Below are 26,332 nucleotides of genomic sequence, written 5' to 3'. Positions count from 1 at the left end.
GCCCTCACTGTGCCCTACGGCCCCCGACCGGGGCACCCGTCAGACGCCCGGGATCGCGCGCGCCCGGAAAGCGTCCCGTACCGCGGTCGCCGCCGCCGTGCCGTACATCTTCTGCGCCGTCGCGACCGTCGTCAGGGCCGCGTCCTTGAAGCTGGTGTCGGGGGCGAAGCCGAACTGGGCGTTCACGATGATCCGGTCGGCGGTGCGGGCGCCGAGCTTGCCGCGGATGTCGAAGAGCGCGCGGGACCAGATCTCGCCGTCGGCGTGGACCTCGCCCACCCGGTCCGCGTACGTCTTGGTGCCGTCGAGGCGGCGCAGGCAGTGCGGGGCGGTCGCCGTGTAGCCGGTGGAGTCCCAGTCGCCGACGCAGGCCAGCTCGGTCTTCATCGGCCAGCCGTACTTGGCGTCCGCGGCGGCGCCGACCTCCATGCCCAGGTAGTCGCCGAAGGCCTCGCCGATCGCGCCGGCCTCCGGGGAGCTGCCGAAGCCGGGGACCTGGGCCTCGTGCACGGCGTGGCCGTACTCGTGGACGATCACCTCGGCGTCCTCGGCGTCGTCCACGCCGCCCTTGCCGAAGCGGATCTCGTCCTTCTTGTCGGTGAAGAAGGAGTTGTCGGAGCCCCACTGGTTGAGGCGGACCGGCTGCACCCGGTCGTTCGCCCCGCGCAGCTCGGTGCCGAAGCCGAGGCCCTGGAGGTACTCCTGCGCCTCGTTGACCCAGAAGTACGCCATGACCTGCTCGAACTCGTCGTCGTGGCGGTCGTACGAGGCGGCAGCGGCGGCCTTCGCCGGGTTGCCGGTCTCCGAGCGGACGGCGGCCCACCTGCCCGACAGGCCGCCGCTCGCGTCGAGGTTGCGCAGGGCGACCGTGGCGTACGCGGAGGCGGGGATGTCGCTCGCCGCGTCCTTGTGGTCGGCGAGGGACTGGTCGCCCGAGGACTGCACCGGGTTCACCATGAAGACACGGGCCTGCGGAGCGGCGGCGGCGGCGGAGGCTCCCGCGGACGGGAGCAGCGCCGCGGTGGCGGAGGCCACGGTGACGGCGGCCGCGGCGACCAGGCCACGAGAGGTGCGGCGGGTCATGGACATCCTCCTGCGATTGGGATGCTGCGACGGGAAGAAGAAGACGGAAGAAGGCGAGAAGCGACGGGAAGTATGGCGTGTACGCAACACGCGTGGCGGCGATCTTCGCTCACTCCCGGCCGCTTTGAACAGACTTTGCGCCATCGAGCCGCCCGACGTGACGCGGACCACAGTGGCCCCGCCCCCCGTCGCAGTACGCTGGCCCCATGCCTCTGCTCGTACGCCGTCGCCACGTGGACTACGTCCGCGTCACGAGCATGAGCTGTCGCCGCTCCGCCTGACCTTCCGGGGTACCACTCCACACCCCCGCGGTCCCTCGTTCAGAGCCCCAGCCGACCGGCACCCGTGGCCCCCGCCCCACCCTTGGCGGCCGCCCGGGCACCCGTATACCCCGCGGATCCACACATGACGCACAGCTCGTACGCCTCGCAGCTCCCCATCGTCGACCTCTCGGCCGCAGACCGGGGCCACCAGGCCCGGAAGCTGCTCCACGCACAGCTCCACTCGGCCGCCCACGACGTGGGCTTCTTCCAGCTCATCGGGCACGGCATCACCGAGGCCGAGACCCAGGCCCTGACCTCGGCCATGCGCGCCTTCTTCGCCCTGCCCGAGGCCGACCGGCTCGCCCTCGACAACATCAACTCTCCGCACTTCCGCGGCTACACGCGCATCGGCGACGAGCGCACCGCCGGCGCCCGCGACTGGCGCGACCAGCTCGACATCGGCGCCGAGCGGCCCGCCCGCGACCCCGGCCCCTGGGAAGCCCCGTACTGGTGGCTCGAAGGCCCCAACCAGTGGCCCGCCGCCCTCCCCGAGCTCCGCACGGCCGCCCTGCACTGGATCGACCGCCTCAGCGGCGTCGCCGAGCGGCTCCTCCACGAGCTGCTCGCCTCCATCGGCGCGCCCGCGGACTTCTACGACGACATCTTCGGCCCGCGCGCCCACCCGCACCTCAAGCTGGTGCGCTACCCGGGCAGCAGCGGCGAGGGCGACGACCAGGGCGTCGGCGCGCACAAGGACTACGGCTTCCTCACCCTGCTGCTCCAGGACCAGGTCGGCGGGCTCCAGGTGCAGCGCGAGGACGGCAACTTCCACGACGTCCCGCCGCTGCCGGGCGCCTTCGTCGTCAACCTGGGCGAGCTCCTGGAGGTCGCCACGAACGGCTACCTGATCGCGACGAACCACCGGGTGGTCTCGCCGCCCGGGGCGACGGAACGATTCTCCGTGCCGTTCTTCTACAACCCGCGCCTCGACGCCCGGATCGCCCCCCTGCAGTTCCCGTACGCGGACCGGGCCCCCGGCGTCACGGTCGACCCGGCGAACCCCCTGTTCGCCGAGTACGGCCGCAACGAGCTGAAGGGCAAGCTCCGGGCCCACCCCCTGACGACGGCCCGCCACCACGCGGACCTGCTGCTGCACCCGCAGGAGCAGTCGGCGCAGCTGGTCTAGGAGACGGGTGGGGCCCGGCGGGACTGTGCGGACCCGCCGGGCCCCGGTGTCCGGGGCGGCCTCCGGCCTTCCCGGAGCGCCTCCCCGCGGGCATCACCTGCCGGCGATGTCGGCGTATCCCTCGATCTCGCGCGGGTCCCGCTGGCCGGGCCCCACGTACCGCGCGGACGGGCGGACGAGACGCCCGGTGCGCTTCTGCTCCAGGATGTGCGCGGACCAGCCGGCCGTACGCGCGCACGTGAACATCGACGTGAACATGTGCGCCGGGACCTCGGCGAAGTCGAGGACGATCGCCGCCCAGAACTCGACGTTCGTCGCGAGGACGCGGTCGGGGCGGCGGTTGTGCAGCTCCTCCAGGGCGGCCTTCTCCAGGGCCTCGGCGACCTCGAAGCGCGGGGCGGCGAGCTCCTTGGCCGTACGGCGCAGCACGCGCGCGCGGGGGTCCTCGGCGCGGTAGACGCGGTGGCCGAAGCCCATGAGGCGCTCGCCCTTGTCGAGGGCCTGCTTCACGTACGCGGTGGCGTCGCCGGTCCGCTCGATCTCCTCGATCATGCCGAGGACGCGGGAGGGCGCGCCGCCGTGCAGCGGGCCGGACATGGCGCCGACGGCACCGGAGAGCGAGGCGGCCACGTCGGCGCCGGTGGAGGCGATGACGCGCGCGGTGAACGTGGACGCGTTCATGCCGTGCTCGGCGGCGGAGGTCCAGTAGGCGTCGACGGCCTTGACGTGCTTCGGGTCGGGCTCGCCGCGCCAGCGGACCATGAACCGCTCGACGACCGACTCGGCCTTGTCGATCTCGCCCTGCGGGACCATCGGGAGGCCCTGGCCGCGCGCGGACTGCGCGACGTACGAGAGGGCCATGACGGCGGCGCGGGCGAGGTCGTCGCGGGCCTGCTCGGCGGAGATGTCGAGGAGCGGCTTGAGGCCCCACACGGGCGCGAGCATCGCGAGCGCGGACTGCACGTCGACGCGGATGTCGCCGGAGTGCACGGGGATGGGGAAGGGCTCGGCGGGCGGCAGACCGGGGTTGAAGGCGCCGTCGACGAGCAGGCCCCAGACGTTCCCGAAGGAGACATGACCGACGAGGTCCTCGATGTCGACCCCGCGGTAGCGGAGGGCGCCGCCCTCCTTGTCGGGTTCGGCGATCTCCGTCTCGAACGCGACGACTCCCTCGAGCCCGGGTACGAAGTCGGACATCAGGCAGCTCCTCTATCGATGATCGATCAAACGCGTTGATCGTGGTGGGGAATCAACAGTCATCCAGGGGACGAGTCTGTACGGTTCCGATGATGCGGGGAAAGGTGACATCCGGCACACTGCGCCGATCCGGCGAGAGAGGATTACCGCCCCGGGGTGCCGGGCAGACTGGGGTGCTGCGGCAGGATGGCCCTGTGACCGACGCCCTGGATCCCGCAGACATGCGCGAGCAGTACCGCACCCTGGAGCTGTCCGCGGCCGACCTCGCGCCCGAACCGATCGGCCAGTTCGCCCGCTGGTTCAAGGAGACCGCCTCCAATCCGGCGATCCACGAACCGAACGCGATGATCGTCTCGACCGCGACCCCCGAAGGCCGCCCGTCGTCCCGCACGGTCCTCCTGAAGCACTACGACGAAGCCGGCTTCGTCTTCTTCACCAACTACGAGTCCCGCAAGGGCGAGGAGCTCGCGGCCAACCCGTACGCCTCGCTCCTCTTCCCCTGGCACCCCCTGGCCCGCCAGGTCATCGTCAACGGCCGCGCCGTCCGCGTCGGCCGCGACGAGACGGTCGCCTACTTCCGCACCCGCCCCCACGGCTCCCAGCTCGGCGCCTGGGCCAGCCCCCAGTCCCGGGTCATCGACTCCCGCGCCGACCTCCTCGCCCGCTACGCCGAACTCTCCGCCCGCTACCCCGACCACGAACAGGTCCCGGTCCCCCCGTCCTGGGGCGGCATCCGCGTCATCCCCGAGACGGTCGAGTTCTGGCAGGGCCACGAGAACCGCCTCCACGACCGCCTCCGCTACGTCCACGACCCCGACGGCTCCTGGCGGGTGGAACGGCTGGCGCCCTGACGGCGGCGGGAGCCGACGGGCCCGGAAACGCAGACGACACCGTGGGTCTGGTCCTGTCCGCCTAGGTTCGGACAGGAGCCGGCCGGACTTACCGGCGACCCACGGTGTCGGGTGACTGCGTTTTTTTCGGCAGTTCGGCCTGCCGAGGTGCACAGAGTGCGACTGGCAGGCCTTAGCCCGCAGTCACCTCGCTGGTCCGGTAAGAAATCACTTCCGGATCACCTCCTTTCATGCGTGACTCATACGTTACGAACCCCGGGCAGGGCGCTCAACCGATTTATTCGACGAGTTCGACTTCGCCGCGCCAGGCGTACGCGAATCCGTCGGCCCGCTGGAGCAGGCGCAGGTTCTCGTGGGTCGCGTTGAACCGCCCCAGGGGCGTGGCGACGCTGTGCCGGCCCGTACTGCGGACCGAGACCCGGCCGGTCCAGACTCCCGTCCAGCGGCCCTTGCGTACGGTCGCCCGCACGAGATCGCCGCTCGCGAACCCCTGGTGTCGCTTCCGGCGCGGGCGCACGAGCCGGGGGAAGCCGTAGCGGTCCGGGGTGGTGCGGGCGTAGGAGCCGCGGCCTGTCGCCGCGAAGACGTACACGGAAGTGGCGAGACGGACGACGGCGTCTCCGGCGCCGGAACCCAGCGGTCCCACGCACAGCGCGTCGAGCGTGTGGGACTTCGCCAGCCCCATCGCAGTGCGATTCGCCGAGGTCAGCGACGCGGGCCAGCAGCGCACCGGCAGGCCCGTCTCTTCGAGCATCAGGAGGAGCTGTGCCTTCGTCGCGTTCATGGCGGCAGAGTCGCCGAGGGGGGACCGCAACCGGCTGAGGACGGCGGCCAGGCGTTCGGGCCGGTGGGCCAGGAACTCCTCGACGGGACGGGCTGCCTTGGCCTGATTGCAGGGCACGCACGCGAGGAGGAGGTTGGCGGGGCGGTCGGTGCCGCCGCGGGCGCGGGCCCGGATGTGGTCGACGTTGAGCGGGACGCCGGACGCTCCGCAGTAGGCACAGCTCCTGTGCGACCGGGTGCGTGGGCGTGTGCGGCCGCCTGCCCCCTTTTCCTCCGCCGTGCTGAGGGCGGGGATGCCGAAGGAGTTCTCCTCGACGTGGATCTCGACGACCGGGGCGTACCGGCGAAGACGGGCGACGACCGAGCAGACCGAGTCGACCCGGTGTCGCAGCGAAGGTGCGAGCCAGCCCGGCCGGCGGACCCGGTTGGCGAATCGGGGAGATCGGTACCTGAGCCCCGCCGTTCGGCGTCTGCGCCGGTACCCGGCGCGGCGCACCATCGCCTGATGGATCTGGGGCCCGCGGTGCCGCAGCTCGATCGCCACCAGCCCCCGCCGGACGGTGGCCGCACGGCCGTCCCGGGACGTCTGTCTCAGCGTCTCGGTGAGTGCGAGCCCGGTGCCGCGGGACCCCGGGTCGATCCGCAGCTCGACGCCCGAGACCTCGGCGTCAGCCCGCCTGCGGTTCTTCAGCCGGATGGTGAAGGGTGTGTGGCGTGCCACCACGGCCCGCCCACGGGCCAGCAGGGCGCGTGCGCGGGCAGGGTGACACGGCATGAGCGGCAGCCCGTCCCGGGAGAGGACGAACACGCGATGGCTACCGCTTCCAGTACGCGCCTGTGGGGCGTCACCGCCCCTGTTCTCTGCCTGTTCGGCGTGACGCCGACGGGCCCGGGTGCCGCGCCCGTCGGTCTCCCCTCGCCCATGTCCCCGGCCGGTGCCTCGCGTCTCCGTGAGGTGTCCGCGAGCCGTTTCGTCCCTGCTCCCAGGGGTGTCTGCGCTCGCGGATTCCAGAGCAGGCTGCTGAGGAAGCACAGCCTGGTGGGTCTTCCGGCCTGCCGGGAACGTAGTCATCGAAGACACCCGATTCCGATCCGACGATCACGATGACTGGGGCTGGTCACTCCGATTCCACGAGGGATTCCGGCAGACGCCGGGGAGCGAGTGACCTCACGAGTCCGCGTGAGCAGCGTAGGGATGGTGCCGGGGCGGACTTCCCCGCGAAGACCGCCATGTGATCTGCATCACAAAGGGGTGGGTGGGAGGGGAGTGGGCGGGCTCCGGCATTCGTTCCCCTGATGCGGTGATTTCGATGAAGGTGATGTGCTCCACGTCACGTTCCAGTTGAATGGACGCAGTAATGGGGGGTGCCTGGATGAGTGCATTCACGGGGGCCGCGAGCGACGCCGTGTCCGTTCCGGGGGCGGGGGCCGATCTGCTGGCCGCGTTGCTGGACGGGATGGACGCGGCGCTGTGCGCGTTCGACGCCGACGGGACGGTCACGCACTGGAACCGGGAGGCGGAGCGGATTCTCGGCTGGTCGGCGGGGGAGGCCGTCGGGCGGCGGGGGTTCGAGGGGTGGGCGGCGCGGAGCGCGGACGCCGAGGAGACGCTCGGGCGGCTGATGGGGGCCATGAAGGGGCCCGGGCGGCAGGTCCACGAGTTCGTGCTGCTGCGGAAGGACGGCGGGCGGGTCCTCGTGCGGAGCCAGGCCGCCGGGGTGCGGGGCGCGGACGGCGGCCCGGCCGGGGTGTACTGCGCGTTCAGCGAGGTGCACGTACAGCTGGATCTGGAGCGGTCGGTCGCGCTGAGCGAGGCGCTGTTCGAGGACGCGTCGTGGGGGGTCGTGCTCGTCGACGCCGATCTGCGGCCGGCCGTCGTCAACGGCCACGCCGCCCGCGCCCTCGGGGCCGGGCGTACGGCCCTGCTCGGGCGGCCCCTCGGGGACGTCGTCGTGCAGGGGGTGGAGGAGCTGGAGGCCGCCCTCCAGCACGTGCTCGCGGAGGGCTCGCCGGCCTCGCCCGCCGAGGTCTGGGTGACGCTGCGGACGGCCGCGGGGGAGCGCCGCCGGTGCTGGCGCAGCGGCTTCCTGCGGCTGTCGTCGCCGATGGCGGAGGAGCCGGTGCCGCTGGGCGTGGCCTGGCTGTTCCAGGACGTCACGGAGGAGCGGCTCGCGGCGCGCGAGGCGGACCGGCTGCGGTTCCGGTGGAGCCAGCTGCACCGGGCGGGCGCGGCGGTCGCGGAGTGCGAGGACCCGGCGGAGGCCGCGGCGCTCCTGCTCGACTTCGCCCTGGCCGGGTTCGCCGACCACGCCCTGGTGGACCGCCCGGCGGGGGAGCGGCGGCTCACGCGGACCCTGGCCACCCCGGCGGGCGCCGCCCCCGGCCCGTCCTCGCCCGTCGTGGGCGGCGGCATCCCGCTGCGGTACGGGCCCCGGCATCCGGCGCTCCAGGCCTGGGACCGCATCGGCACGGTCCGGGCGAGCGCGGGCCGGACCGCCGAGGTGTGGGCGGAGGCCCACCAGTGGCCGGGGGACGCGGCGCATGCCCTGTGCGTGGTCCTGCGCTCCCGGGGCCGGACCCTCGGCGTCCTGACGTTCCTGCGGGCCGCCTGCCGCAAGCCCTTCGAGCGGGAGGACGTGGTGTACGCGGAGGCCGTGGCGTCCCGGGTGGCGGCGGAGCTGGACCTCGCCGACGCGGACGCCCGCTAGCACCCCCGTACACCCACTTTTTTGTGGGTACTTGTCCGCCGTCCCGGCCCCGGGAGAGGCTGAGGGCGAGCCCGGGGCGGAGAGGGGAGCGGCGGGGGCTCAGGAGGCGGTCCGCGCCTCCGTCAGCCGGTCGAGCCGGCGGTGGCCCCATTCCGACAAGGGGCCGAGCACGTCGGAGAGTTCGCGTCCGAACTCCGTGAGGGAGTAGACGGTCTTCGGCGGCACCACGTCGTGCACCTCGCGGTGGACGAGGCCGTCCGTCTCCATCTCCCGCAGCGCCTGGGTCAGCATCTTCTCGCTGATCCCGGGGATCTTGCGGCGCAGTTCGCCGGGCCGGTGAGGGCCCGACTCCAGCAGCCACAGCAGCCAGGTCTTCCACTTGCCGTCGATCACGGCGATCGCGGCGGACACCCCGCAGAGGTTCGTGTCCTGGGCCCGGAGGCGTGTCATGCGTGTCCCTCTCCGTCGTCGGTCATCTCTTTCCAACCCACGTATGTGCAAGGGAGTTCCGCCATGTCTTCTTCCAGCGACCAGGCCTCCGTCACCGTTCTCGGCCTCGGGCCCATGGGGCGTGCGCTCGCCGGCGCGTTCCTCGACGCCGGCGTCCGGACCACCGTGTGGAACCGGACCCCGGGCCGGGAGGGCGACCTCGTCGAGCGGGGAGCGGTCTCGGCGGCGAGCGCCGGGGAGGCGGTCGCGGCGAGTCCGCTCACGGTGATCTGCCTGGTCAACTACGACGCCGCGGACTCCGTGCTCAGGGACCCGGCCGTCACGGACGCGCTCAAGGGCCGGACCGTGGTCAACCTGAGCGCCGACGTCCCGGACCGGGCCCGCGACACCGGCCGCTGGGCGGCCGGGCACGGCATCGGCTACCTGGACGGCGCGATCATGACGCCGACCCCGACGATCGGGACGCCCGCCGGGGTGTTCCTGCACAGCGGCCCCGAGTCGCTGTACGGCGAGCACCGGGCGGTGCTCGACGCGCTCGGCGGCTCCCACACGCACCTCGGCGGGGACATCGGCCGGGCCGCCGCCTACGACGTCGCGCTGCTCGACATCTTCTGGACGTCGATGACGGGGTACGTGCACGCCCTCGCGCTGGCCCGCGCGGAGGGGATCTCGGCGCGGGAGCTCGCGCCGTTCGCCCAGGGCATCGGGGCGATCCTGCCGCCCCTGTTCCGGGAGTGGGCGGAGGACGTGGACGGCGGCTCGTACTCGGGCGAGGGCAATCCGCTCACCTCGGCCCTGTCGACGATGACCCACGTCGTGCATGCCGCCGAGGCGCACGGCGTCGACGCGAGCGTCATGCGCGCGGCGGAGACGTTGGCCCGCCGCGCGGTGGACCGGGGCCACGGGGCGGACGGCTTCACGCGGGTGACGCGGGTGATGGAGCGCGGCTGACGGGTGGCGGGTGACGGCTGACGGCTGGCGGGTGACGGGCGACGGGTGACGGGCGACGGGTGACGGAAAGGGGGCCGACAGCGTCGGGTCAGCGCCGGTAGAAGATCCGGTCGCCGTACTCCGTCATCACGCGGCCGTTCCACTCGTGCCCGCCGTCGACGTTGCCCGAGCGCAGCAGCGGCGGTTCGACGCCGAGGCGGACGAGTTCCTCGGCGGCGGCGGCCATCGTGGCCTGCATGAGGGCGCTGGTGACGACGGTGGAGGCGGGGGCGAAGGGGGCCTCGATGCCCTCGTGGGTGAGTTCGGCGTCGCCGATGGCGATCTTCGAGTCGAGGACGATGTCGCAGTGGTCCTTGAGGTACGTCCCCGAGACGTGCCGGGACTTGGTCTCGGTGGCGTACGCCACGGAGGTGACGCCGATGACGGTGAGGCCGAGCGCGCGGGCGTTCATGGCCATCTCGACGGGCAGGGCGTTGCGCCCGGAGAGGGAGATGATGATCAGGACGTCGCCGGCCTTGGCGGGGGAGGAGTCGAGGACCGCTCCGGCGAGGCCGTCGACGCGCTCCAGGGCGGAGCCGAGGGTGGCCGGCATGACGTCGACGCCGACGACGCCGGGGACGGCGAGCAGGTTCATCAGGGCGAGGCCGCCGGCCCGGTAGACGACGTCCTGCGCGGCGAGCGAGGAGTGTCCGGCGCCGAAGGCGAAGAGCCGGTTGCCGTTCGCGACGGCCTCGGCGATGGCCCTGCCCGCGGCGGCGATCTCGGTGGCGTCCCCGTCGCGCACCTCCTTGAGCAGGCCGATCGCGGCGTCGAAGAACTGTCCGGCCAGCTTGCTCTCGCCCATCGCGGCGGCTCCTTCTCGTCCTCGTGGTCGCCGATCACGGTGCGGTCTGGACCATTGCTCTGTCAATAGGGTCTCACCGGGCGCGGCCCGGTTGTCGGTCCGATGCGTCAGAATTGGGGCAGGGCCAGCGCACGACTCATCGAGGGGCACGTATGTCCGGACTGATCGACACTACGGAGATGTATCTCCGCACCATCCTCGAGCTTGAGGAAGAAGGTGTGGTCCCCATGCGTGCCCGGATCGCCGAGCGGCTCGACCAGAGCGGGCCGACGGTGAGCCAGACGGTGGCCCGGATGGAGCGCGACGGTCTGGTGGCCGTGGCGAGTGACCGCCACCTGGAGCTCACGGACGAGGGCAGGCGCCTCGCCACCCGGGTGATGCGCAAGCACCGCCTGGCCGAGTGCCTGCTCGTCGACGTGATCGGCCTGGAGTGGGAGCAGGTCCACGCCGAGGCGTGCCGCTGGGAGCACGTGATGAGCGAGGCCGTGGAGCGGCGGGTCCTGGAGCTGCTGCGCCACCCGACGGAGTCGCCGTACGGGAACCCGATCCCGGGCCTGGACGAGCTGGGCGAGAAGGCGGAGCCCGAGGCCTTCCTCGACGACTCGATGGTGTCCCTCGCCGACCTGGACGCGAGCGGCGGCAAGACGGTGATCGTGCGCCGGATCGGCGAGCCGATCCAGACGGACGCCCAGCTGATGTACACGCTGCGGAGGGCGGGCGTGCAGCCCGGCTCGGTGGTGTCGGTGTCGGAGTCGCCGGGCGGTGTCCTGGTGGGCAGCAGCGGCGAGGCCGCGGAGCTGGACTCGGAGGTCGCGGCGCACGTGTTCGTCGCGAAGCGCTGAGCTCCGCTCGTACGTGACGGGGGCGCCCCGTCGGTCGCTCCGGCGACCGGCGGGGCGCACCGTTTTACGCCGGAATCGCCACGCCCGCGCCCTTGCCGTGCCACGCTGGTGGGAGCGGGGCGATGAGCGGCTGCGGGGGTGGGGCCATGAGGGCTACGGGCGACAGAGGGCCCCGGCGCCTTCCGGCGCCGGGGCCTGTCCTCCCCTGTGCTGACCTGGAGCCCCGAGCTCTCAAGGTCATTCCCCTCGGACCGTTTTTCCCCGAGCGGTCCGCCTCCCGCTCAAGATCTCCCCTCGGCAGCGCGCGTCAATCCTTGAGCCCTGTCACTCGAACGAGGGGTGTTGTGTGGCAGGAGCGCATTTTCGAATGCGAGTTCGATAGTCTGGCGAGGTTCGACGGAAAAGAGGGGGTGCCGGATCCATGGCGCGACGACTCGACGTCACCGGGGCCGACGGCGTCCGGCTGACGGCCTGGGAGCACACGATTCCGGACCGCGAAGCTCCGGACCACGCGGCTCCGGCGGGCCGTACGGCTCCGTCAGGCCGTACGGCCTGGGGCGACACGCCCTCCGGCCGCACGGCCAGGGACCGCACCGCCGTGCCCGGGATCGTCCCGCAGCCCGGCCCCGAAACCGCCGCGCGCCCCGAAACCGCCGCGCGTCCCGGCGGCCGGTCCGTCCCCCGTCCTGTACGGGCCCCGCAGCCGCCCCGGTCCCCGCAAGCGCCTCCGGATTCGGGGGTGTTACTCCTCCACGGGCTGATGGGCCACGCCGGCCACTGGGCGCCCGCCGTCCGCCACCTCACCGGCGGCCACCGGATCGTCGCCCTCGACCAGCGCGGGCACGGCGCGAGCGAGAAGCCCGCCGCCGGCCCCTTCACCCGCGAGGCGTACGTGGCGGACGCCGCCGCCGTCGTCGAGCAGCTCGGTCTCGGCCCGGTGACCCTCGTCGGCCACTCCATGGGCGCCCTGACCGCCTGGCAGCTGGCCGCCGAGCGCCCGGACCTCGTCCGCGCCCTCGTCATCTGCGACATGCGGGCCTCGGCCCTGGGCGCGGCCTCGCAGCGCGCCTGGCAGGACTGGTTCCGCGGCTGGCCCGCGCCCTTCCCGTCCCTGGAGGCCGTCCACCGCTGGTTCGGCGACGAGGACCCCTGGGTGGAGACGCCGAACCCGGCGCGGGGCGCGTTCTTCGCCGAGGTGATGGCCGAGCACCCCGACGGCTGGCGCCCGGTGTTCGACCCGGAGCAGATGCTGACCTCCCGCGAGACCTGGGTCCACGACGCCCACTGGGACTCCCTCGCCCAGGTCCGCTGCCCCACCCTCGTGGTCCGCGGCCTCGACGGCGAGCTGGGCCGCGCGGAGGCCCAGGAGATGGTCCGGGTCCTGCCCCACGGGGCGTACGCGGAGATCCCCGACGCGGGCCACCTCCTCCACTACACCCACCCGGAGGCCTGGAGCGAAGCCGTGGAGCCCTTCCTGAACGGGGTGCTGACGCCCTGACGGCAGGTCCGGAAGGGGGCCGTCCGGCGGAACCGCCCCCTCCGATGACAGGAGGAAGCCCGCAGGGTACGGTCCCTCTCGCGGCGCGTCCGAGCTCATCTCCGCGCCGCCTCTTGGAGGGATTGAATGCGCACATCTCTGCTGCGGCGCGCGGTCGCGGCGGCCGCGACGCTGGGGCTCACCTCGCTCGGCCTCCTGGGCGCGAGCGTGGCGCCGGCGCAGGCCGCTGTCAGCGACTGCCCGGCCGGCTACTTCTGTGCCTGGAAGACCGACAACGGCACCGGCACCATGTACAAGACGAACGTGAACACGGCGACGCTCGGGAGCTGGGACAACACGTTCCGCTCGGTCGTCAACCGCACGAGCAGGATCGCCTGCCTGTACGAGGACGCCGGCTACGGCGACTCGGGCGCCGTCTACTCGATGCCCTCGGACCCGGCGGGCACCGAGTGGGGCGGCCCCGGCACCAACTCGGTCAGCTCGCTGAAGTTCGTACCGACCGAGCGCGAGTGCGTCCTGCCCGCGTACCCGGAGTGGCATGCGTCCACCGCGCCCAAGGCGGCGGGCTTCGGCGACCTGAACGCCGACAGGAAGTCGGACGTCCTCGTCCGCGACACGGCCGGGCGCCTGTGGTTCCTGCCCGGCGACGGCTCCGGCAAGCTCGTCGGCTCGGGCGGCTGGAACGGCATGAACGCCCTCACCCGGCACGGCGACTTCACCGGCGACGGCCGCGAGGACCTCATCGCCCGCGAGTCCGCCACGGGCAAGCTGTGGCTGTACCCGGGGACGGGCACGGGCGCCGTCGGCACCCGCAAGCTCATCGGCAGCGGCGGCTGGAACGCCATGGACAAGCTCACCGCCTTCGGCGACCTGACCGGCGACGGCCGCTCGGACCTCCTCGCGGTCGAGAAGTCCACGGGCAGGCTGTGGCTGTACCCGGGCACCTCGACGGGCACCGTCGGCGCCCGCAAGCTGATCGGCTCGGGCGGCTGGAACGCCATGAACGCCCTGGTCGGCGCCGGTGACCTCAACGGCGACAACCGCGCCGACCTGGTCGCCCGCGAGGGCTCCACGGGCAAGCTCTGGTTCTACCCGGGCACCCCGGCCGGCGGCGTCGGCTCGCGCGTCCTGATCGGCAGCGGCGGCTGGAACGTCATGGCGACGTTCCTCTCGGTCGGCGACTACAACGCCGACGGCCGCAACGACCTCGCGACGATCACCAACGCCGACTACGTCTCCTCGGCGTGCCGTGGCGTGGGCTGCCTCGTCCTCTACACGGGCAAGGGGACGGGCGCGTACAACGCGGGCGTCCTGGAGGACGGCGACTGGTGGGGTCTGAACGGCGCGTTCTGATCCGTACCGGATGAGTGCGCGAGGGCCTCCACCCCGACGGGTGGAGGCCCTTCGCGTGCCCGGCGGGGGCGGCGGGCGGGTCAGGCCACGGCGAGCCGGTCCACCAGCAGTTCCACCCCCCGCTCGGTGTCCTCCCTCGGCAGCCGTCCGGCCCGGGTCAGGGTGGCGAGGCCGTGCAGGGCCGCCCAGAACACCTCCGTGAACAGTCCCGGCTGGACACCGTCCCCGGCGACCTCGCCGAGGGTCTCCAGGAGGGCGGCGAAGGCGTCCTTCAGCGGCTCCGGGGTCTCCTCGTCCGCGAAGGCCAGGCCGCCGTCGAGCTGGAACATGGCGTCGTAGACCGCCGGGTGGCGCTCCGCGAAGTCGAGGTAGGCGCGGGCGAGGGCGGTGACGCGGGCGTGCGGTCCGTCCACGGCGGAGGCCGTGGCCCGCAGCGTCGCGGCCATCTCGGCGGCGCCTTCGAGGGCGACGGCGCCGATGATCTCGCGCTTGCCGCGGAAGTGGCTGTAGAGGACGGGCTGGCTGTATTCGATGCGCTCGGCGAGCCGGCGGGTGGTGACCGCGTCCCAGCCCTGCTGCTCGGCGAGTTCGCGGGCTGTCGCCACGATGAGTCGCTCGCGCTCCACCCGTTCGCGCTGCTTGCGTTCCTGTACCGACATGGCTGGATGCTAGCACTGCTAGACAATCGAGCGATAGCAGTGCTAGCTTTGCATCATTGGCTAGCGGCGCTAGATTCCCGAGGGGTCATCATGCTCGACGCACTCCAGGTCCTCACCACCGTGGCGGTCGGTCTGATGGTGGGGGTGGAGTTCTCCGTCTCCTTCGTCGTCAACCCGATCCTCGACGCCCTCCCCGGCGACAGCGGCCAACTCGGCCGCGCCCACGGAGGCCGGATGCTGGGTGCCGTGATGCCGGTCTGGTACGTCGCCTCGCTCGTCCTCGTCGCGATCTGGGCCGTCACCGGACGGCAGGACCAGGGCGCCGGCCTCGTCGTCGCCGCCGGAGCGCTGCTGATCCTCAGCGTGGTCATGTCGCTGCTGCTGCTCGTCCCGATCAACAACCGGAACAAGACGTGGACCCCCGAGAACCGGCCCGCCGACTGGAAGGAGCAGGTGAAGCGCTGGGACCGTTTCCACTACGCCCGCGTGGCCGTCATCATCGGCGCCTTCACCCTGCTGGTCACCGCCCTCGTCTGAACCGACGGGCCGCCCCGGTCGGAGCTCGCCCGCCGGCAGACGGGTGGGGCGGCCGCCCGGGACTTCGGCCGGCTCGGCGACGCGGCATCCGCGCGTCCCGGGGAACACCGGTCACCGGCTCAGGCGCCACACCCGGTCCTCGCCCGTCTCCCCAGGGGCGGTGGGCTCGTGGGGGCGGCGGAGGTGGTCGGTGAAGCCGAGGCGGGAGGGGACGGCGGCGCTGGAGTGGTTGGCGGCGTCGTGGACGATCTCGACGGCCGTGACGTCGGGGAGGCGGAAGGCCTGGTCGACGAGGGCGCGGGCGGCGCGGGTCGCGAGACCGCGGCCGGTGGCGGAGGGGTGGAGCCAGTAGCCGATCTCGAGCGTGCCGTCCGGGGTGTCGTCGTGGCGGTGCAGCCCGCAGGAGCCGACGAGGGCCCCGTCGAGCACGATCGCGTAGCTGTACGACGCGCCGCTCGCCCACAGCGCCGCCCGGCCGACGAGGAAGGCGGCGGTGCTCTCCCGGCTGTGCTCGGCGACCCACGGCATCCACGGGCGCAGGTGCTCCACCGACTCGTCGACCGTCCGGAAGTACTCCGGGAGGTCCGCCTCCCCTTCGAACGCGCGCAGCGTCAGCCCGCCGTCGAGCTCGATGCGGACCTCGGGGGCGGGCCGGGGCGGGGTCGGGGTCTGCGAAGGGGTCATGCGGGGAGGATCGTCCGTGTCGGTCACGGCGGGCAAGGGAATTCCGGGGCCGAGGGGATTCCGGTGCGCTGCCGCCTCCGCGCGTACGCTGCGAGCCGGTCGACGATGTGGGGGGACGCCGTGGAGATCGACGAGAGCCTCGTACGGGACCTGCTCCGGGACCAGCACCCGGACCTGGCGGAGCTGCCGGTCCGGGAGGTGCCGGGGGGCTGGGACAACCGGATGTGGCGGCTCGGCGAGGAGCTGGCGGTACGGATGCCCCGTACCGAACGGGCGCCGGAGCTGCTCCGCAAGGAGTACCGCTGGCTGCCCGCCCTGGCGCCGCTGCTCCCGCTGCCCGTGCCCGTCCCCGTACGCGCCGGGGAGCCGTCCGCGCGGTTCCCCCGGACCTGGGCGGTCGTCCGCTGGGTGCGGGGCGGGCCGGGTGACGTCACGCCCGTCACGCGCGGCGACCACGCGGCCGACGCCCTGGCGGGCTTCCTGCGGGCGCTCCACCGGGAGGCGCCCCCGGAGGCGCCCGCCAACCCGGACCGGGGCGTGCCCCTGGGGGAGTTCGCGGCGCGGACGGCGGGGTTCGAGGAGGGGCTCGCGCTGCTCGCCGAGCACGCCGACCCCGTGGCCGTACGGAGGACGTGGGAGGACGCACTCGCGGCCCCCGGCCGGCAGGGCCCGCCGCTGTGGCTGCACGGGGACCTGCACCCGGCGAACGTCGTCGTCGCGGACGGCACCCTCGCCGGAGTGGTGGACTTCGGCGAGGTCTGCGCGGGCGACCCGGCGACGGACCTCTCGGCGGCGTGGCTGCTGCTGCCGGAAGGGGCGGCCGCGCGGTTCTTCCGTACGTACGCGCGCGTGGACCCCGCCACCGTGCGCCGCGCCCGGGGCTGGGCCCTGCTCCGCGCGGCCGGACTCGTCGCCATCGGCCGCGCGGGCGACCGGGGCCTCCCGGGCGGCAAGCCGACCTGGGGGCCGGCCGGCCGCGCCGCCCTCGCGCGCGTGCTGGGGGAACCTATCCCTTGCTGACCGCCGCCAGGATCTCCGGCAGGCGCCCCGCCGCGCGCGGGGCCGCGATCTTGAGGCCCGCGAGGGTCAGGAGCGCGCCGTAGAGGGCTCCGGCCGGGAGGAGGAGCCACAGCAGGGACCGCTGGTCCGCGAGGTGGAGGTAGACCGTCGCGGCGATCAGCGGGGAGCAGAGGAGACCGGCCGTGAGCATGCCGCCCATGATCGAGATCCAGGCCAGGCCGCCCTGCCCCGGCGCGACGTTCTTGTAGCCGCTGTCCTGGGGGATCGAGTACGGGAAGCTCGCCGAGGTCACCGCGCCCGTGCCGACCATCGCGCCGAGCAGGCCGAGCGCCAGGCCGAGGGCCTCGGGGAGCTGGGACCAGGCGTCGAGCACGCCGGCGGTCACGGCCGTCACGAGCACCGTGAACGGCAGCGTGACCATGAGCAGGGCCTGGGTCCGCGACCGGAGTTCGGCGTAGGCGTCGGCGGGCGTCGAGATCGTCTGGGCGACCATCCAGAAGGCCGAGCCGTCCTGCCCGAACTGGTTGTACATCAGCATGCCGAGCATCCCGGAGGCGAAGACGGCGAAGTAGACCGAGCCTCCGCCCTGGATGGCGTTGAAGAGGGGGACGATCAGGCCGACGGCGAGCGAGGTCACCCAGGACGCCTTCGTCTTCGGGTCGCGCCAGATGTAGCGGAGGCTGCGCTCCATGACGGCGCCGGTCCGTCCGCCCGGCAGGATCCGGGCGAGCAGCCCCGAGCCCGCCTTGTCGGGGGTGCCCGCGTCCGGGGCCGCGCCGATCGTGGAGCCGTCCGGCTCGACCATCAGCCGCACCAGGCTCCGCTGCCACCAGTACAGGAGCGCCACGAGGGCCGCCGCCGTCAGCAGCAGCCGGGCCGCCGCCACCGCGTAGTCGCCGCGGCTCGCGGAGTCGACCGCGCCGATCGCGGCGGCCGGCGGCAGCCAGCCGACGACGGCCGTGGCCGGTTCGAGGGGGCCGAGGCCGCCGGCCTGGCCGAGGCGCTGGGCGGCGAAGTTCACGAACTGCATGCCGACCGCGACGACCAGACCGCTCAGCAGGGCCAGGTCCCGGCCCTTGCGGGAGGTGAGGAGCCGGATGTTCGCGGCGGCCACGGCCCGGGACAGCGCCACGCACGTCACCGCCGTGAGCGGGACGGCGAGGACGGCGAGGACGGTGCCGGCGGCGCCGTGCGCGACGGCCAGGGCGGCGCCCACGAGGAGGGCGGAGGTGAGGACGGGGCCGACGCCCACGAGGGAGGCCACGAGCAGCGCCCGGACCAGCGGCCGGGGCCGGAGCGGCAGCATCACGAGCCGCGAGGGGTCGAGGGTCTCGTCGCCGCTCGGGATGAACAGCGGCATGACCGTCCAGGCCAGGGCGAGCGCCCCGGTGAGGAGGATCGCGACGGTGGCGGCGTGTGCGTGGCCCCGCAGGAGGACGAGGGCCAGCACGAGACCGGCGGCGAAGACGGCGCCGAAGAAGATCGACGCGAGGAACGCGGCGGTCCGTCCGCCGGACTGTCGCAGTCCGTTCTTCAGGAGCGACAGCTTGAGCCGGACGAAGACGGACGTGAGGGACGGCGGTACGGGGGTGGTGGCGGCGCTCATCGCTGCGTACCGCCCTTACCCGTAGCGCCCGTGCCCGTACCGCCCGTGCCGCCCGGACCGGTCGCCCCGCCGCCCAGCCAGTCCAGCGAGTCCCCGGCCGCCGCGCGGCCGTTCGCGCCGACGAGCTCCAGGAACGCCTCCTGGAGCGAGGACGCCGAGCCCCGGACCTCGGCCAGCGGGCCCTGCGCGCGGATCCGGCCGGCCGCCATGACGGCGACCCAGTCGCAGAGGGACTCGACGAGCTCCATGACGTGGCTGGAGAAGACGACGGTCGCGCCGGAGGAGGTGTACCGCTCCAGGACGCCCCGGATGGTCTGGGCGGAGACCGGGTCGACGCCCTCGAAGGGCTCGTCGAGGAAGAGGACCTCGGGGTTGTGGAGGAGCGCGGCCGCGAGGCCGATCTTCTTCCGCATGCCGGTCGAGTAGTCGATGACCAGCTTGTTCTGCGAGCCGGTCAGGTCGAGCACGTCGAGGAGCTGCGCGGCCCGCTTGTCGACCTCGGCGCCGGGCAGTCCGCGCAGCCGGCCGGTGTAGGCGAGGAGTTCGCGGCCCGAGAGGCGCTCGAAGAGCCGCAGGCCCTCCGGCAGGATGCCGATGCGGGCCTTGACCTGGGCGACGGACTCCGGGTCGGCCCACACGTCGTGCCCGGCGACGAGGATCCGCCCCTGGTCGGGCCGGAGCAGGCCGGTGATCATGGAGAGCGTGGTGGTCTTGCCGGCGCCGTTGGGCCCGACGAGCCCGATGAACTTCCCCGCGGGCAGGACGAGGTCGATCCCGTTCACCGCGATCTGCTGGCCGAAGCGCTTCCACAGCCCCTCGATGCGCACGGCGGGCGCCGCACCGTCGCCCGGTGCGGCGCCCGCCGTGTCGAACGCCCCGTCAAATGCCTGGTCAGGCATGTTCCGTCAACCCTTCGATGGTCCCCGTAATGCTTACGGGGGCCACCCTACGGGCGGAACCGGCCAGGGCTCCCGGTCAGTTCGTCCGGTTCCTCGCCTCGGCCGCCTCCCGGCCGCACGCGTACGCGAGGGCGCTGATCAGCTCCTCCGCGTCCGGCAGCCAGCGGTTCGCGGGGGTGGGACGCCTGGCCCACTGCACCGCGCCGAAGCCGCCGACCCGGGTGGGCGGGGCCGCCACGTAGTGGCCCTCGCCGCGCGTGACGAGGTCGATGGAGGCGGGGGCCCAGCCGAGCTTGCGGACGAGGTCGGGCACCTTGGTCGCGGCACCGGGCAGGACGAAGAAGTACATGCGGCGGTCCGGGGTGCAGGTCACCGGGCCCAGCGTCAGCTCCATGCGCTCCATGCGGGCGAGCGCCAGGAAACCGGCGGTCTCCGGCACCTCGATCGCGTCGAAGGTCCGGCCGGTCGGCAGCAGGATCGAGGCCTTCGGGGTCTTGGACCACATCCGGCGCGCCCCGACGCCGCTGCCGGTCGCCTGGGTCGACCAGTCGGGCCTGACCGCGTGGGCGCCGGGCACGGCGCACGCGTCCGCTCCGCAGGAGCAGCGCTCCCTGCCCTCGACGACTTCCAGCCAGGTCCCGGGAAACACGTCCCAGTGCCGCTCTTCCGCATACCGCACGGCGCTGTCGAGCAGCTGCTCGCCCCGCTGCTTGGGGATCTGTGCGGCTTCCGTGACTCCCATGGTCTCTTCCACGGAGAGCACAACTGCCCCCGCCACCTGGGGTTACGGGCGTGGCGGTGGCCGTGTTGACGCATCGATCCTGCACGCGGGGCGCATGGATGCACTCGCGGGGGCGCGCGGCGGGCAGGGGAGCGGGGGCGGGTACGGAGAGAAGGGGGCGCCGGTGGCGGGGGCTCGATCCTCGCGGCCGACGTGTCCGGTTTCGCGTGTTCACATCTGCATTGACCGGATATCAGCCGGGCATTGATCAGTTCTCTCGTGATCACCGCACGGCCACAGGGGGTACTCATGGCAGCCAGGCCACTCGTTCCGCGTCAGCTCAACGAACGGCTCCAGGCGCTCATCCAGGAGGCCGGCTGCTCCAACGCCGGCCTCGCCCGCAGGGTCAACATGGTCGGCGCGGAGCGCGGCCTCGACCTGCGCTACGACAAGACGTCGGTGGCGCGCTGGCTGCGCGGGCAGCAGCCGCGCGGCCGGGCGCCCGGGATCATCGCGGAGGCCCTCGGCCGCAAGCTGGGCCGTACGGTCACGATCGACGAGGTCGGCATGGCCAACGGCCGGAACCTCGCAGCCGGGGTGGGCCTCCAGTTCGCGCCGACCGTGCCCGGGGCGATCGAGCAGGTCTGCGAGCTGTGGCGCAGCGACGTCGGGCGCCGGGACTTCCTGAGCGGCTCGGCGGTCGCGGCCTCGGCCCTCGTCGAGCCCAGCCGGGACTGGCTGATCACGGGCCCCGACGCGCACGTGGCGCGGATGGCGGGCGCGCGCGTCGGGGTCGCGGACGTGGCGGCCGTACGGGAGATGACGGCGGCGCTCGTCGACCTCGACCGGCGCTTCGGCAGCGGGCACGTCCGGCCGGTGGTCGTGCACTACCTCAACAGCGTGGTGTCGGGGATGCTGTCCGGCTCGTACCGGGAGGCGATCGGCCGGCAGCTGTTCGGGGCGGTCGCCCGGCTCACCGAGCTCGCCGGGTACATGGCGGTGGACACCGGTGAACCGGGGCTCGCGCAGCGGTACTACATCCAGGCGCTGCGGCTCGCGCAGGCGGCGGGGGACCGGGGGTACGGCGGCTACGTCCTCGCCGCGTCGATGAGCCACCTCGCCGCGCAGCTCGGCAACCCGCGGGAGATCGCCCAGTTGGCGCGGGCGGCGCAGGAGGGGGCGCGCGGGAAGGTGCCGCCGCGCGCGGAGGCGATGTTCCTCGCGGCGGAGGCGCGCGGGCACGCGCTGATGGGAGACGTGCCCGCCTTCGAGTCGGCGGCCGGCCGTGCCGTACGGGCCCTCGACCGGGCCGATCCGGAGGCGGGCGACGACCCGGCGTGGATCGCCCACTTCGACGCGGCCTACCTCGCGGACGAACTGGCGCACTGCTACCGGGACCTGGGGCAGGCGGAGGCGGCGGCGCGGGCGGCCGAGGAGTCGATCGCCGGCCACCCGGAGTCGCGGGCGCGGCGGCGCGCGATCGGCCTCGCGCTGCTCGCCTCGGCGCAGGTCCAGCAGCGGGAGGTGGAGCAGGCCTGCCGCACGGGCACGCGGGCGCTCGAACTGCTCGGCACGCTGCGGTCGTCGCGGGGCGCGGAGTACCTGGACGACCTGCGGGAGCGCCTGGAGCCGTACGCGGGGGAGGCGGTGGTGCGGGAGTTCGGCGCGCGGATGGAGCTGTACGCGGCCTGACGTGTCAACCGTGTAATGGGTCTCACACGTGTGTGCGGAGGTCTGGGCGCACCCGGTAGCGTGAGCCGACGATTCCGTAGGTTGGTCCATCAGTGGGAGTCCCGGTGACGCAGAACGGACAGGGTCCGGAGCATGGCGGCGGTCAGCCGTGGGGCGGCGCCTGGGGCCCCGCAGGTGGTCAGCCGGGAGGGCAGCCGCTGCCGCCCGCGCAGCCGCTGCCCCCGGAGGCGCCGCAGGGCGCCGCCGACATGCAGTCCACCCAGTACCTGCCGCCGATACCCCCGCAGCAGGCCCCGCCGCAGCCCGGCTACGGCTATCCCGGCCCCGGTGCCGCCGACATGCAGGCGACCCAGCACATGGCCCCGGTCCCGGGCGGGATGCCGCCGGCGCAGGGGATGCCGCCGCAGCAGCCCGGAACGCCCCCGCAGCCGGGAATGCCGCCGCAGCAGCCGGGGATGCCTCCGGCGCAGGCCGCCCCGCAGCCGGGGTACGGCTACCCCGGTCCCGGCGCCCCGGCCGCCCCGCAGCCCGGCTACGGCTACCCGGGCCCCGCCGCCCCGGCCGCCGCCGACATGCAGGCCACCCAGCACATGGCCCCGGTGCCGCCGCAGCAGGGCGGGGGCTCCGACACCCAGTTCCTCGGCACGGGCCCGCTCGCCCACCAGGGGCCCGCCCCGGCCGGCGCCTCGGACGCGACCCAGTACATCGCCCCCGTGCCGGCGCAGGCGCCCGGTGAGCGGCAGCCGCCCGCCGAGTTCGACAACCTCTTCCGTACGGAGACCCCGCGGGCGCCCCAGCAGCCGCACGCGCCGCAGGGCTACCAGCAGCCGGGCCCGGCCCCGTACCAGCAGCAGCACCAGCCTCCGCAGCCCCCGCAGCAGCAGTACGGCGGCTTCCAGGACGCCTACTACGAGGAGGAGCCCGAGCCGCGCCGCAAGTCGCCGGTCGCGCTGATCGCCGCCGTCGTCGTCGGCTGCGCGGTCGTCGGCCTCGGCGCCGGGGCGCTGCTCAGCGGCGGGGACGACGAGAAGGACCCCAAGGCCGGGGGCCAGAACGTCGCGGCGAGCTCCGCCGCGCCGTCCGCCTCGGCGGAGCAGCCCTCGGAGAAGCCCGCCGACCCGGCGGAGCCGCAGGCGCAGGAGCTCAGCAAGCTGCTCGCGACCAGCAGCAGCAGCCGCCAGACGGTGATCGACTCGGTCGCGTCCATCGACCGCTGCAAGAACCTCGACCAGGCCGCGACCGACCTGCGGGGCGCCGCCGAGCAGCGCCGGGGCCTGATCACCAAGCTCCAGGCGCTGTCGGTCGACAAGATCCCGGACAACGCGGCGCTGTCGGCGGCGCTCACCAAGGCCTGGCAGGCCTCGGCCGCCGCCGACGACCACTACGCGGCCTGGGCCGACCAGATGAAGGGCAAGAAGGCCTGCAAGGGCGGCCACGCCCGCTCCACCAGCCAGAAGGCCGCGGCGAACCAGAAGAGCGGCGAGGCCACCGCGGCCAAGAAGACGGCGGCCGGGCTGTGGAACCCGACCGCCGCGAAGTACGGCCTGGAGAAGCGGGAGTGGACGGAGCTCTGAGCGGGCCTACGGGGCGCTGAGGACGGTCTCGCCGACGTCGACGAAACCGGGCTTCTGCGCCACCAGCCGCCCCTCGCGGACCACCTGGAACGTCACCTCGTGGTTGACGATCCGGGTGAAGCCGGGGGCACCGAGCAGGTCGTCGTACTTCCAGCGCAGGCTGGGGGTGAGGCCGCCGGTGTCGATCCGCTCGCCCTGGTCGAGGGCGTGGCTGATCTGGTCGGCGGTGATGTCGTCCCGGTGGAGCGCCTCGACGACCTCCTTGAGGACCGTGTACGCGATCCAGGTGGTCTGGACGCCGGTGTCGGCCGGGTCGACGCGGTTGTCGGCGAAGGCGTACTTCTGGATCACCTCGCGCATCGGCGCCCAGCTCTTGTCGGCCGCCTCGGGGTACCAGCCGGTGACGTACGCGCCCTCGAAGGGGCTGTGGGGGCCGCCGGTGCGGTCGATGACGGGCTGGTCGACGCTGCCGAGGACCGAGGAGATCCGGACGCCGTTCTTGCCGCGCTTCCCCTCCTGCTCCTCCGGGAGGCGCCGGAAGGAGTCGAAGAAGGTCTGGGTGCGCTCGCCGAGGACGGCGGTCACGCAGCCCTTCTCGCCGCCGGCCCGCTTGCGGGCGCGCCCGGCCTGCTGGCTGTACTCGGCGGCGTCCTCCAGGGCCGGGATGTCGATGGCGCTGCGGTGACTGGCTTTGCGCAGGCCGGAGTTGAGGAGCTCGGGGAGCTTGTCCCCGGCGGTGGTGTCGGGGCGGACGAGGGAGACCCGCTCGCAGGAGTCGGCCAGCTGCATGCCGTGCCCGGCGACGAGCGAGGCCACCCCGCCGTTGACGGGGTAGGAGATCGGGCTGGTGAACTCGTCCTCCGCGATGCCGTAGCCGCCGATGTACGGGATGCCCGCGGCTTCCAGCGGGGCCATGAAGGCGCGGCCGTTCTGGCTGTAGGAGCCGACGACGGCCACCGCGTTCTCGCGCACCGCGCGGCGGGCGCAGGCGGCGGCGCCGGTGCTGGTGTTCTGTTCGTTGCAGGTGAGGACGCGCAGCTCGTGCCCGTCGATGCCGCCCTGCGCGTTCACCCATCGGGCGTACGTCTGCGCCATGGCGGGCATTCCGGGCATGTTGGTCGCCCGGGTCTGGTCGGGGGCCCAGGTCATCACCGTGACGGGCTCCCTGGAGCCCCCCGTGGCACCAGGGAGCACGCCACAGCCGGTGAGCAGCGACGCTCCGGCCGCCGCGGTGGTCACGTACGCGAGGAGTGGGGTCAGTCGCCTACCGGTCATGGACACGCACGTTTCCGCCTCACGGGTAACGCGGGAGTGAGCGAGGCTCAACGAAGGGTGACGTGAAGGTGAATTACGGGGGTCGGCGTCCGGATGGGGAGGGTGCGACTCCGCTTGTCGGACGGGGAACGTACGATCGAAACGTGTCCAGTCCCGCCCCCAGTCCCGCCTCCGGTTCGGTGAACTCTTCCCGTCGCGGCCGTCGCTCCTCCACCATGGGCGGCATGCCGCTCAACGACATGCCGTGGTGGCGCTGGCGCAGCAACGTGCGCTCGGCGCTGCACATGCTCTCCGACCCCGTCTTCCACGAGACCGCCTGGCTGACCGGCCAGGAGGGGTACGGCGACGTCACCGACGCCGTCTACCGCCTCGTCGAGGACACCTGGCTCGACAACTGGTCCGCCGAGAAGTACGTCGGCTCGATCTTCCGCGACACCGCCGAGGCCGCCCTCGTCGACGTCGCCGTCCTCCGCGTCCTGCGCATCATGCACCAGGTCGGCCCGGACGCCCCCGTCTCCGCCTACCTCCAGCACCCCGGCTGGCCCGAGGCCGTCCGCGCCGCCCGCGAGGCCCACGTACGCCTCTCCCAGGCCGACGGCGAGGACCCCGACACGCCCCCGCGCTCCCTCGACGTGCTCCGCATCATGACGCGGTCCTGAGCCGTTCCGTCCGTCTGCCGGACGGGGGGACCGCCCGGCGGGGCGCTTGTGGCAGGCTGTCGGGATGACCGACCAGTACGTCCTCACCATCTCGTGCCCCGACAAGCAGGGCATCGTGCATGCGGTGTCGAGCTACCTCTTCATCACCGGGTGCAACATCGAGGACAGCCAGCAGTTCGGAGACCGTGACACCGGTCTCTTCTTCATGCGGGTCCACTTCTCGGCCGAGGCGCCGGTGACCGTCGACAAGCTCCGGGCGAGCTTCGCGGCCGTCGGGGACTCCTTCGGGATGGACTGGCAGATCAACAGGGCCGACCAGCCGATGCGGGTCGTCCTGATGGTCTCCAAGTTCGGCCACTGCCTGAACGACCTGCTGTTCCGCTCGCGGATCGGCGCGCTGCCGGTGGAGATCGTCGCGGTCGTCTCCAACCACCGGGACTTCGAGGAGCTGGTGGGCTCGTACGGGATCCCCTTCCGGCACATCCCCGTCACCAAGGAGAACAAGCCGGAGGCCGAGGCGGAGCTCCTGGAGCTGGTGCGGGAGCAGGACGTCGAGCTGGTCGTCCTCGCCCGCTACATGCAGGTCCTCTCCGACGACCTCTGCAAGGCCCTGTCCGGGCGGATCATCAACATCCACCACTCCTTCCTGCCGAGCTTCAAGGGCGCCAAGCCCTACCACCAGGCGCACGCCCGCGGCGTGAAGCTCATCGGCGCCACCGCGCACTACGTGACCGCCGACCTCGACGAGGGCCCGATCATCGAGCAGGAGGTCGAGCGGGTGGGCCACGAGGTGACCCCGGACCAGCTGGTGGCGATCGGCCGCGACGTCGAATGCCAGGCCCTCGCCCGCGCCGTCAAGTGGCACGCGGAACGCCGCATCCTCCTGAACGGCCGCCGCACGGTCGTCTTCGCGTAGAGCCTGCCGCCGCCGACCGCTCCGGCGCCCGACCCGGCGTGTGATCCGGATCACCGGAACCCGGGGCGTCCGGCGGACAAG

The 26,332-nt window shown here is 73.2% G+C and carries 24 protein-coding genes; 13 read left to right on the top strand and 11 right to left on the bottom strand.

Translation table 11 applies throughout. The features are described 5' to 3' along the window. Window positions 1-39: 39 nt before the first annotated feature. On the bottom strand, window positions 40-1,083 hold the full coding sequence (locus tag ACH4TP_RS05070) for a M4 family metallopeptidase (protein ID WP_398435726.1): 1,044 nt from the start codon (window positions 1,081-1,083) through the stop codon (window positions 40-42). A gap of 405 nt (window positions 1,084-1,488) precedes the next feature. On the opposite strand from ACH4TP_RS05070, the gene ACH4TP_RS05065 reads away from it, so the two are divergent. After that, window positions 1,489-2,532, top strand: a complete 1,044-nt coding sequence (locus ACH4TP_RS05065) for an isopenicillin N synthase family dioxygenase (protein WP_389221362.1) — start codon at window positions 1,489-1,491, stop codon at window positions 2,530-2,532. 93 nt (window positions 2,533-2,625) lie between these two features. Here ACH4TP_RS05065 and ACH4TP_RS05060 read toward each other — a convergent pair whose 3' ends face one another. After that, window positions 2,626-3,729 (bottom strand): citrate synthase 2, encoded by a 1,104-nt coding sequence (locus ACH4TP_RS05060; protein ID WP_389221360.1) that lies wholly within the window; start codon window positions 3,727-3,729, stop codon window positions 2,626-2,628. Window positions 3,730-3,923: 194 nt separating this feature from the next. Here ACH4TP_RS05060 and pdxH point away from each other — a divergent pair, with 194 nt between their 5' ends. Beyond that, entirely contained in the window at window positions 3,924-4,580 is a 657-nt protein-coding gene (gene pdxH / locus ACH4TP_RS05055) for a pyridoxamine 5'-phosphate oxidase (RefSeq protein WP_398183801.1), read from the top strand. A gap of 277 nt (window positions 4,581-4,857) precedes the next feature. Here pdxH and iscB read toward each other — a convergent pair whose 3' ends face one another. Next, a complete protein-coding gene (iscB, locus tag ACH4TP_RS05050) occupies window positions 4,858-6,171 on the bottom strand; it encodes an RNA-guided endonuclease IscB (RefSeq protein WP_398435723.1) in 1,314 nt (437 codons plus the stop codon). Window positions 6,172-6,736: 565 nt separating this feature from the next. Here iscB and ACH4TP_RS05045 point away from each other — a divergent pair. Beyond that, a complete protein-coding gene (locus ACH4TP_RS05045; RefSeq protein WP_398435722.1) occupies window positions 6,737-8,071 on the top strand; it encodes a PAS domain-containing protein in 1,335 nt (444 codons plus the stop codon). A 99-nt stretch (window positions 8,072-8,170) separates the two neighbouring features. Here ACH4TP_RS05045 and ACH4TP_RS05040 read toward each other — a convergent pair whose 3' ends face one another. Beyond that, window positions 8,171-8,521 (bottom strand): winged helix-turn-helix transcriptional regulator, encoded by a 351-nt coding sequence (locus ACH4TP_RS05040; RefSeq protein WP_389221351.1) that lies wholly within the window; start codon window positions 8,519-8,521, stop codon window positions 8,171-8,173. Between the two features lie 63 nt (window positions 8,522-8,584). Between ACH4TP_RS05040 and ACH4TP_RS05035 the strand changes: the two genes are divergently transcribed. Next, window positions 8,585-9,472, top strand: a complete 888-nt coding sequence (locus ACH4TP_RS05035) for an NAD(P)-dependent oxidoreductase (protein WP_398435720.1) — start codon at window positions 8,585-8,587, stop codon at window positions 9,470-9,472. Window positions 9,473-9,560: 88 nt separating this feature from the next. Here ACH4TP_RS05035 and ACH4TP_RS05030 read toward each other — a convergent pair whose 3' ends face one another. Continuing rightward, window positions 9,561-10,316 carry an SIS domain-containing protein gene (locus ACH4TP_RS05030; RefSeq protein WP_389221345.1) on the bottom strand — a complete coding sequence of 252 codons (756 nt, stop codon included), beginning with the start codon at window positions 10,314-10,316 and terminating at the stop codon, window positions 9,561-9,563. A gap of 152 nt (window positions 10,317-10,468) precedes the next feature. Between ACH4TP_RS05030 and ACH4TP_RS05025 the strand changes: the two genes are divergently transcribed. From ACH4TP_RS05025 to ACH4TP_RS05015, 3 genes are all read left to right on the top strand, one after another. Beyond that, on the top strand, window positions 10,469-11,158 hold the full coding sequence (locus ACH4TP_RS05025) for a metal-dependent transcriptional regulator (protein ID WP_389221342.1): 690 nt from the start codon (window positions 10,469-10,471) through the stop codon (window positions 11,156-11,158). 421 nt (window positions 11,159-11,579) lie between these two features. Then, window positions 11,580-12,656 (top strand): alpha/beta fold hydrolase, encoded by a 1,077-nt coding sequence (locus tag ACH4TP_RS05020; RefSeq protein ID WP_398435718.1) that lies wholly within the window; start codon window positions 11,580-11,582, stop codon window positions 12,654-12,656. Window positions 12,657-12,782: 126 nt separating this feature from the next. Then, on the top strand, window positions 12,783-14,009 hold the full coding sequence (locus tag ACH4TP_RS05015) for an FG-GAP-like repeat-containing protein (RefSeq protein WP_398435716.1): 1,227 nt from the start codon (window positions 12,783-12,785) through the stop codon (window positions 14,007-14,009). A gap of 80 nt (window positions 14,010-14,089) precedes the next feature. Here the strand turns inward: ACH4TP_RS05015 and ACH4TP_RS05010 are convergent, their stop codons facing one another. After that, a complete protein-coding gene (locus ACH4TP_RS05010) occupies window positions 14,090-14,668 on the bottom strand; it encodes a TetR/AcrR family transcriptional regulator (RefSeq protein ID WP_398183820.1) in 579 nt (192 codons plus the stop codon). Window positions 14,669-14,758: 90 nt separating this feature from the next. Here ACH4TP_RS05010 and ACH4TP_RS05005 point away from each other — a divergent pair, with 90 nt between their 5' ends. After that, window positions 14,759-15,205, top strand: coding sequence for an anthrone oxygenase family protein (locus ACH4TP_RS05005; RefSeq protein WP_398435713.1), 447 nt, complete (start codon window positions 14,759-14,761; stop codon window positions 15,203-15,205). Between the two features lie 111 nt (window positions 15,206-15,316). On the opposite strand, the gene ACH4TP_RS05000 is transcribed toward ACH4TP_RS05005, so the two are convergent. After that, window positions 15,317-15,889, bottom strand: coding sequence for a GNAT family N-acetyltransferase (locus ACH4TP_RS05000; RefSeq protein ID WP_398435712.1), 573 nt, complete (start codon window positions 15,887-15,889; stop codon window positions 15,317-15,319). Between the two features lie 105 nt (window positions 15,890-15,994). Between ACH4TP_RS05000 and ACH4TP_RS04995 the strand changes: the two genes are divergently transcribed. Further along, window positions 15,995-16,909, top strand: a complete 915-nt coding sequence (locus tag ACH4TP_RS04995) for an aminoglycoside phosphotransferase family protein (RefSeq protein WP_398435710.1) — start codon at window positions 15,995-15,997, stop codon at window positions 16,907-16,909. Here the strand turns inward: ACH4TP_RS04995 and ACH4TP_RS04990 are convergent. The 3 genes from ACH4TP_RS04990 to ACH4TP_RS04980 form a co-directional block, all read right to left on the bottom strand. Beyond that, entirely contained in the window at window positions 16,896-18,515 is a 1,620-nt protein-coding gene (locus ACH4TP_RS04990) for a transporter (RefSeq protein WP_398435708.1), read from the bottom strand. The two genes, ACH4TP_RS04995 and ACH4TP_RS04990, sit on opposite strands and share 14 nt — an antisense overlap. After that, on the bottom strand, window positions 18,512-19,414 hold the full coding sequence (locus tag ACH4TP_RS04985; RefSeq protein WP_398183835.1) for an ABC transporter ATP-binding protein: 903 nt from the start codon (window positions 19,412-19,414) through the stop codon (window positions 18,512-18,514). The genes ACH4TP_RS04990 and ACH4TP_RS04985 overlap by 4 nt, the downstream gene beginning before the upstream one ends. A 76-nt stretch (window positions 19,415-19,490) precedes the next feature. Next, window positions 19,491-20,156, bottom strand: a complete 666-nt coding sequence (locus tag ACH4TP_RS04980; protein ID WP_389221315.1) for a bifunctional DNA primase/polymerase — start codon at window positions 20,154-20,156, stop codon at window positions 19,491-19,493. Between the two features lie 288 nt (window positions 20,157-20,444). Here ACH4TP_RS04980 and ACH4TP_RS04975 point away from each other — a divergent pair, with 288 nt between their 5' ends. Together ACH4TP_RS04975 and ACH4TP_RS04970 are read left to right on the top strand one after the other, a co-directional pair. After that, a complete protein-coding gene (locus tag ACH4TP_RS04975) occupies window positions 20,445-21,827 on the top strand; it encodes a transcriptional regulator (protein WP_398183839.1) in 1,383 nt (460 codons plus the stop codon). 104 nt (window positions 21,828-21,931) lie between these two features. Next, entirely contained in the window at window positions 21,932-23,401 is a 1,470-nt protein-coding gene (locus ACH4TP_RS04970) for a hypothetical protein (RefSeq protein WP_398435706.1), read from the top strand. 6 nt (window positions 23,402-23,407) lie between these two features. Here the strand turns inward: ACH4TP_RS04970 and ACH4TP_RS04965 are convergent, their stop codons facing one another. After that, window positions 23,408-24,676, bottom strand: a complete 1,269-nt coding sequence (locus tag ACH4TP_RS04965) for an ABC transporter substrate-binding protein (protein ID WP_389221306.1) — start codon at window positions 24,674-24,676, stop codon at window positions 23,408-23,410. Window positions 24,677-24,891: 215 nt separating this feature from the next. Between ACH4TP_RS04965 and ACH4TP_RS04960 the strand changes: the two genes are divergently transcribed. Further along, complete coding sequence (locus ACH4TP_RS04960; RefSeq protein ID WP_389221592.1) at window positions 24,892-25,335, top strand: hypothetical protein; 444 nt, start codon at window positions 24,892-24,894, stop codon at window positions 25,333-25,335. A 64-nt stretch (window positions 25,336-25,399) separates the two neighbouring features. After that, window positions 25,400-26,251 (top strand): formyltetrahydrofolate deformylase, encoded by an 852-nt coding sequence (purU, locus tag ACH4TP_RS04955; RefSeq protein ID WP_389221303.1) that lies wholly within the window; start codon window positions 25,400-25,402, stop codon window positions 26,249-26,251. Window positions 26,252-26,332: the final 81 nt, after the last annotated feature.

Origin of the sequence: Streptomyces sp. NPDC021012 (assembly GCF_044333355.1) — a bacterium.
Classification (GTDB): domain Bacteria; phylum Actinomycetota; class Actinomycetes; order Streptomycetales; family Streptomycetaceae; genus Streptomyces.
The sequence above is the reverse complement of the archived record's forward strand: the minus strand, read 5'-3'. Positions and strand labels throughout refer to the sequence as shown.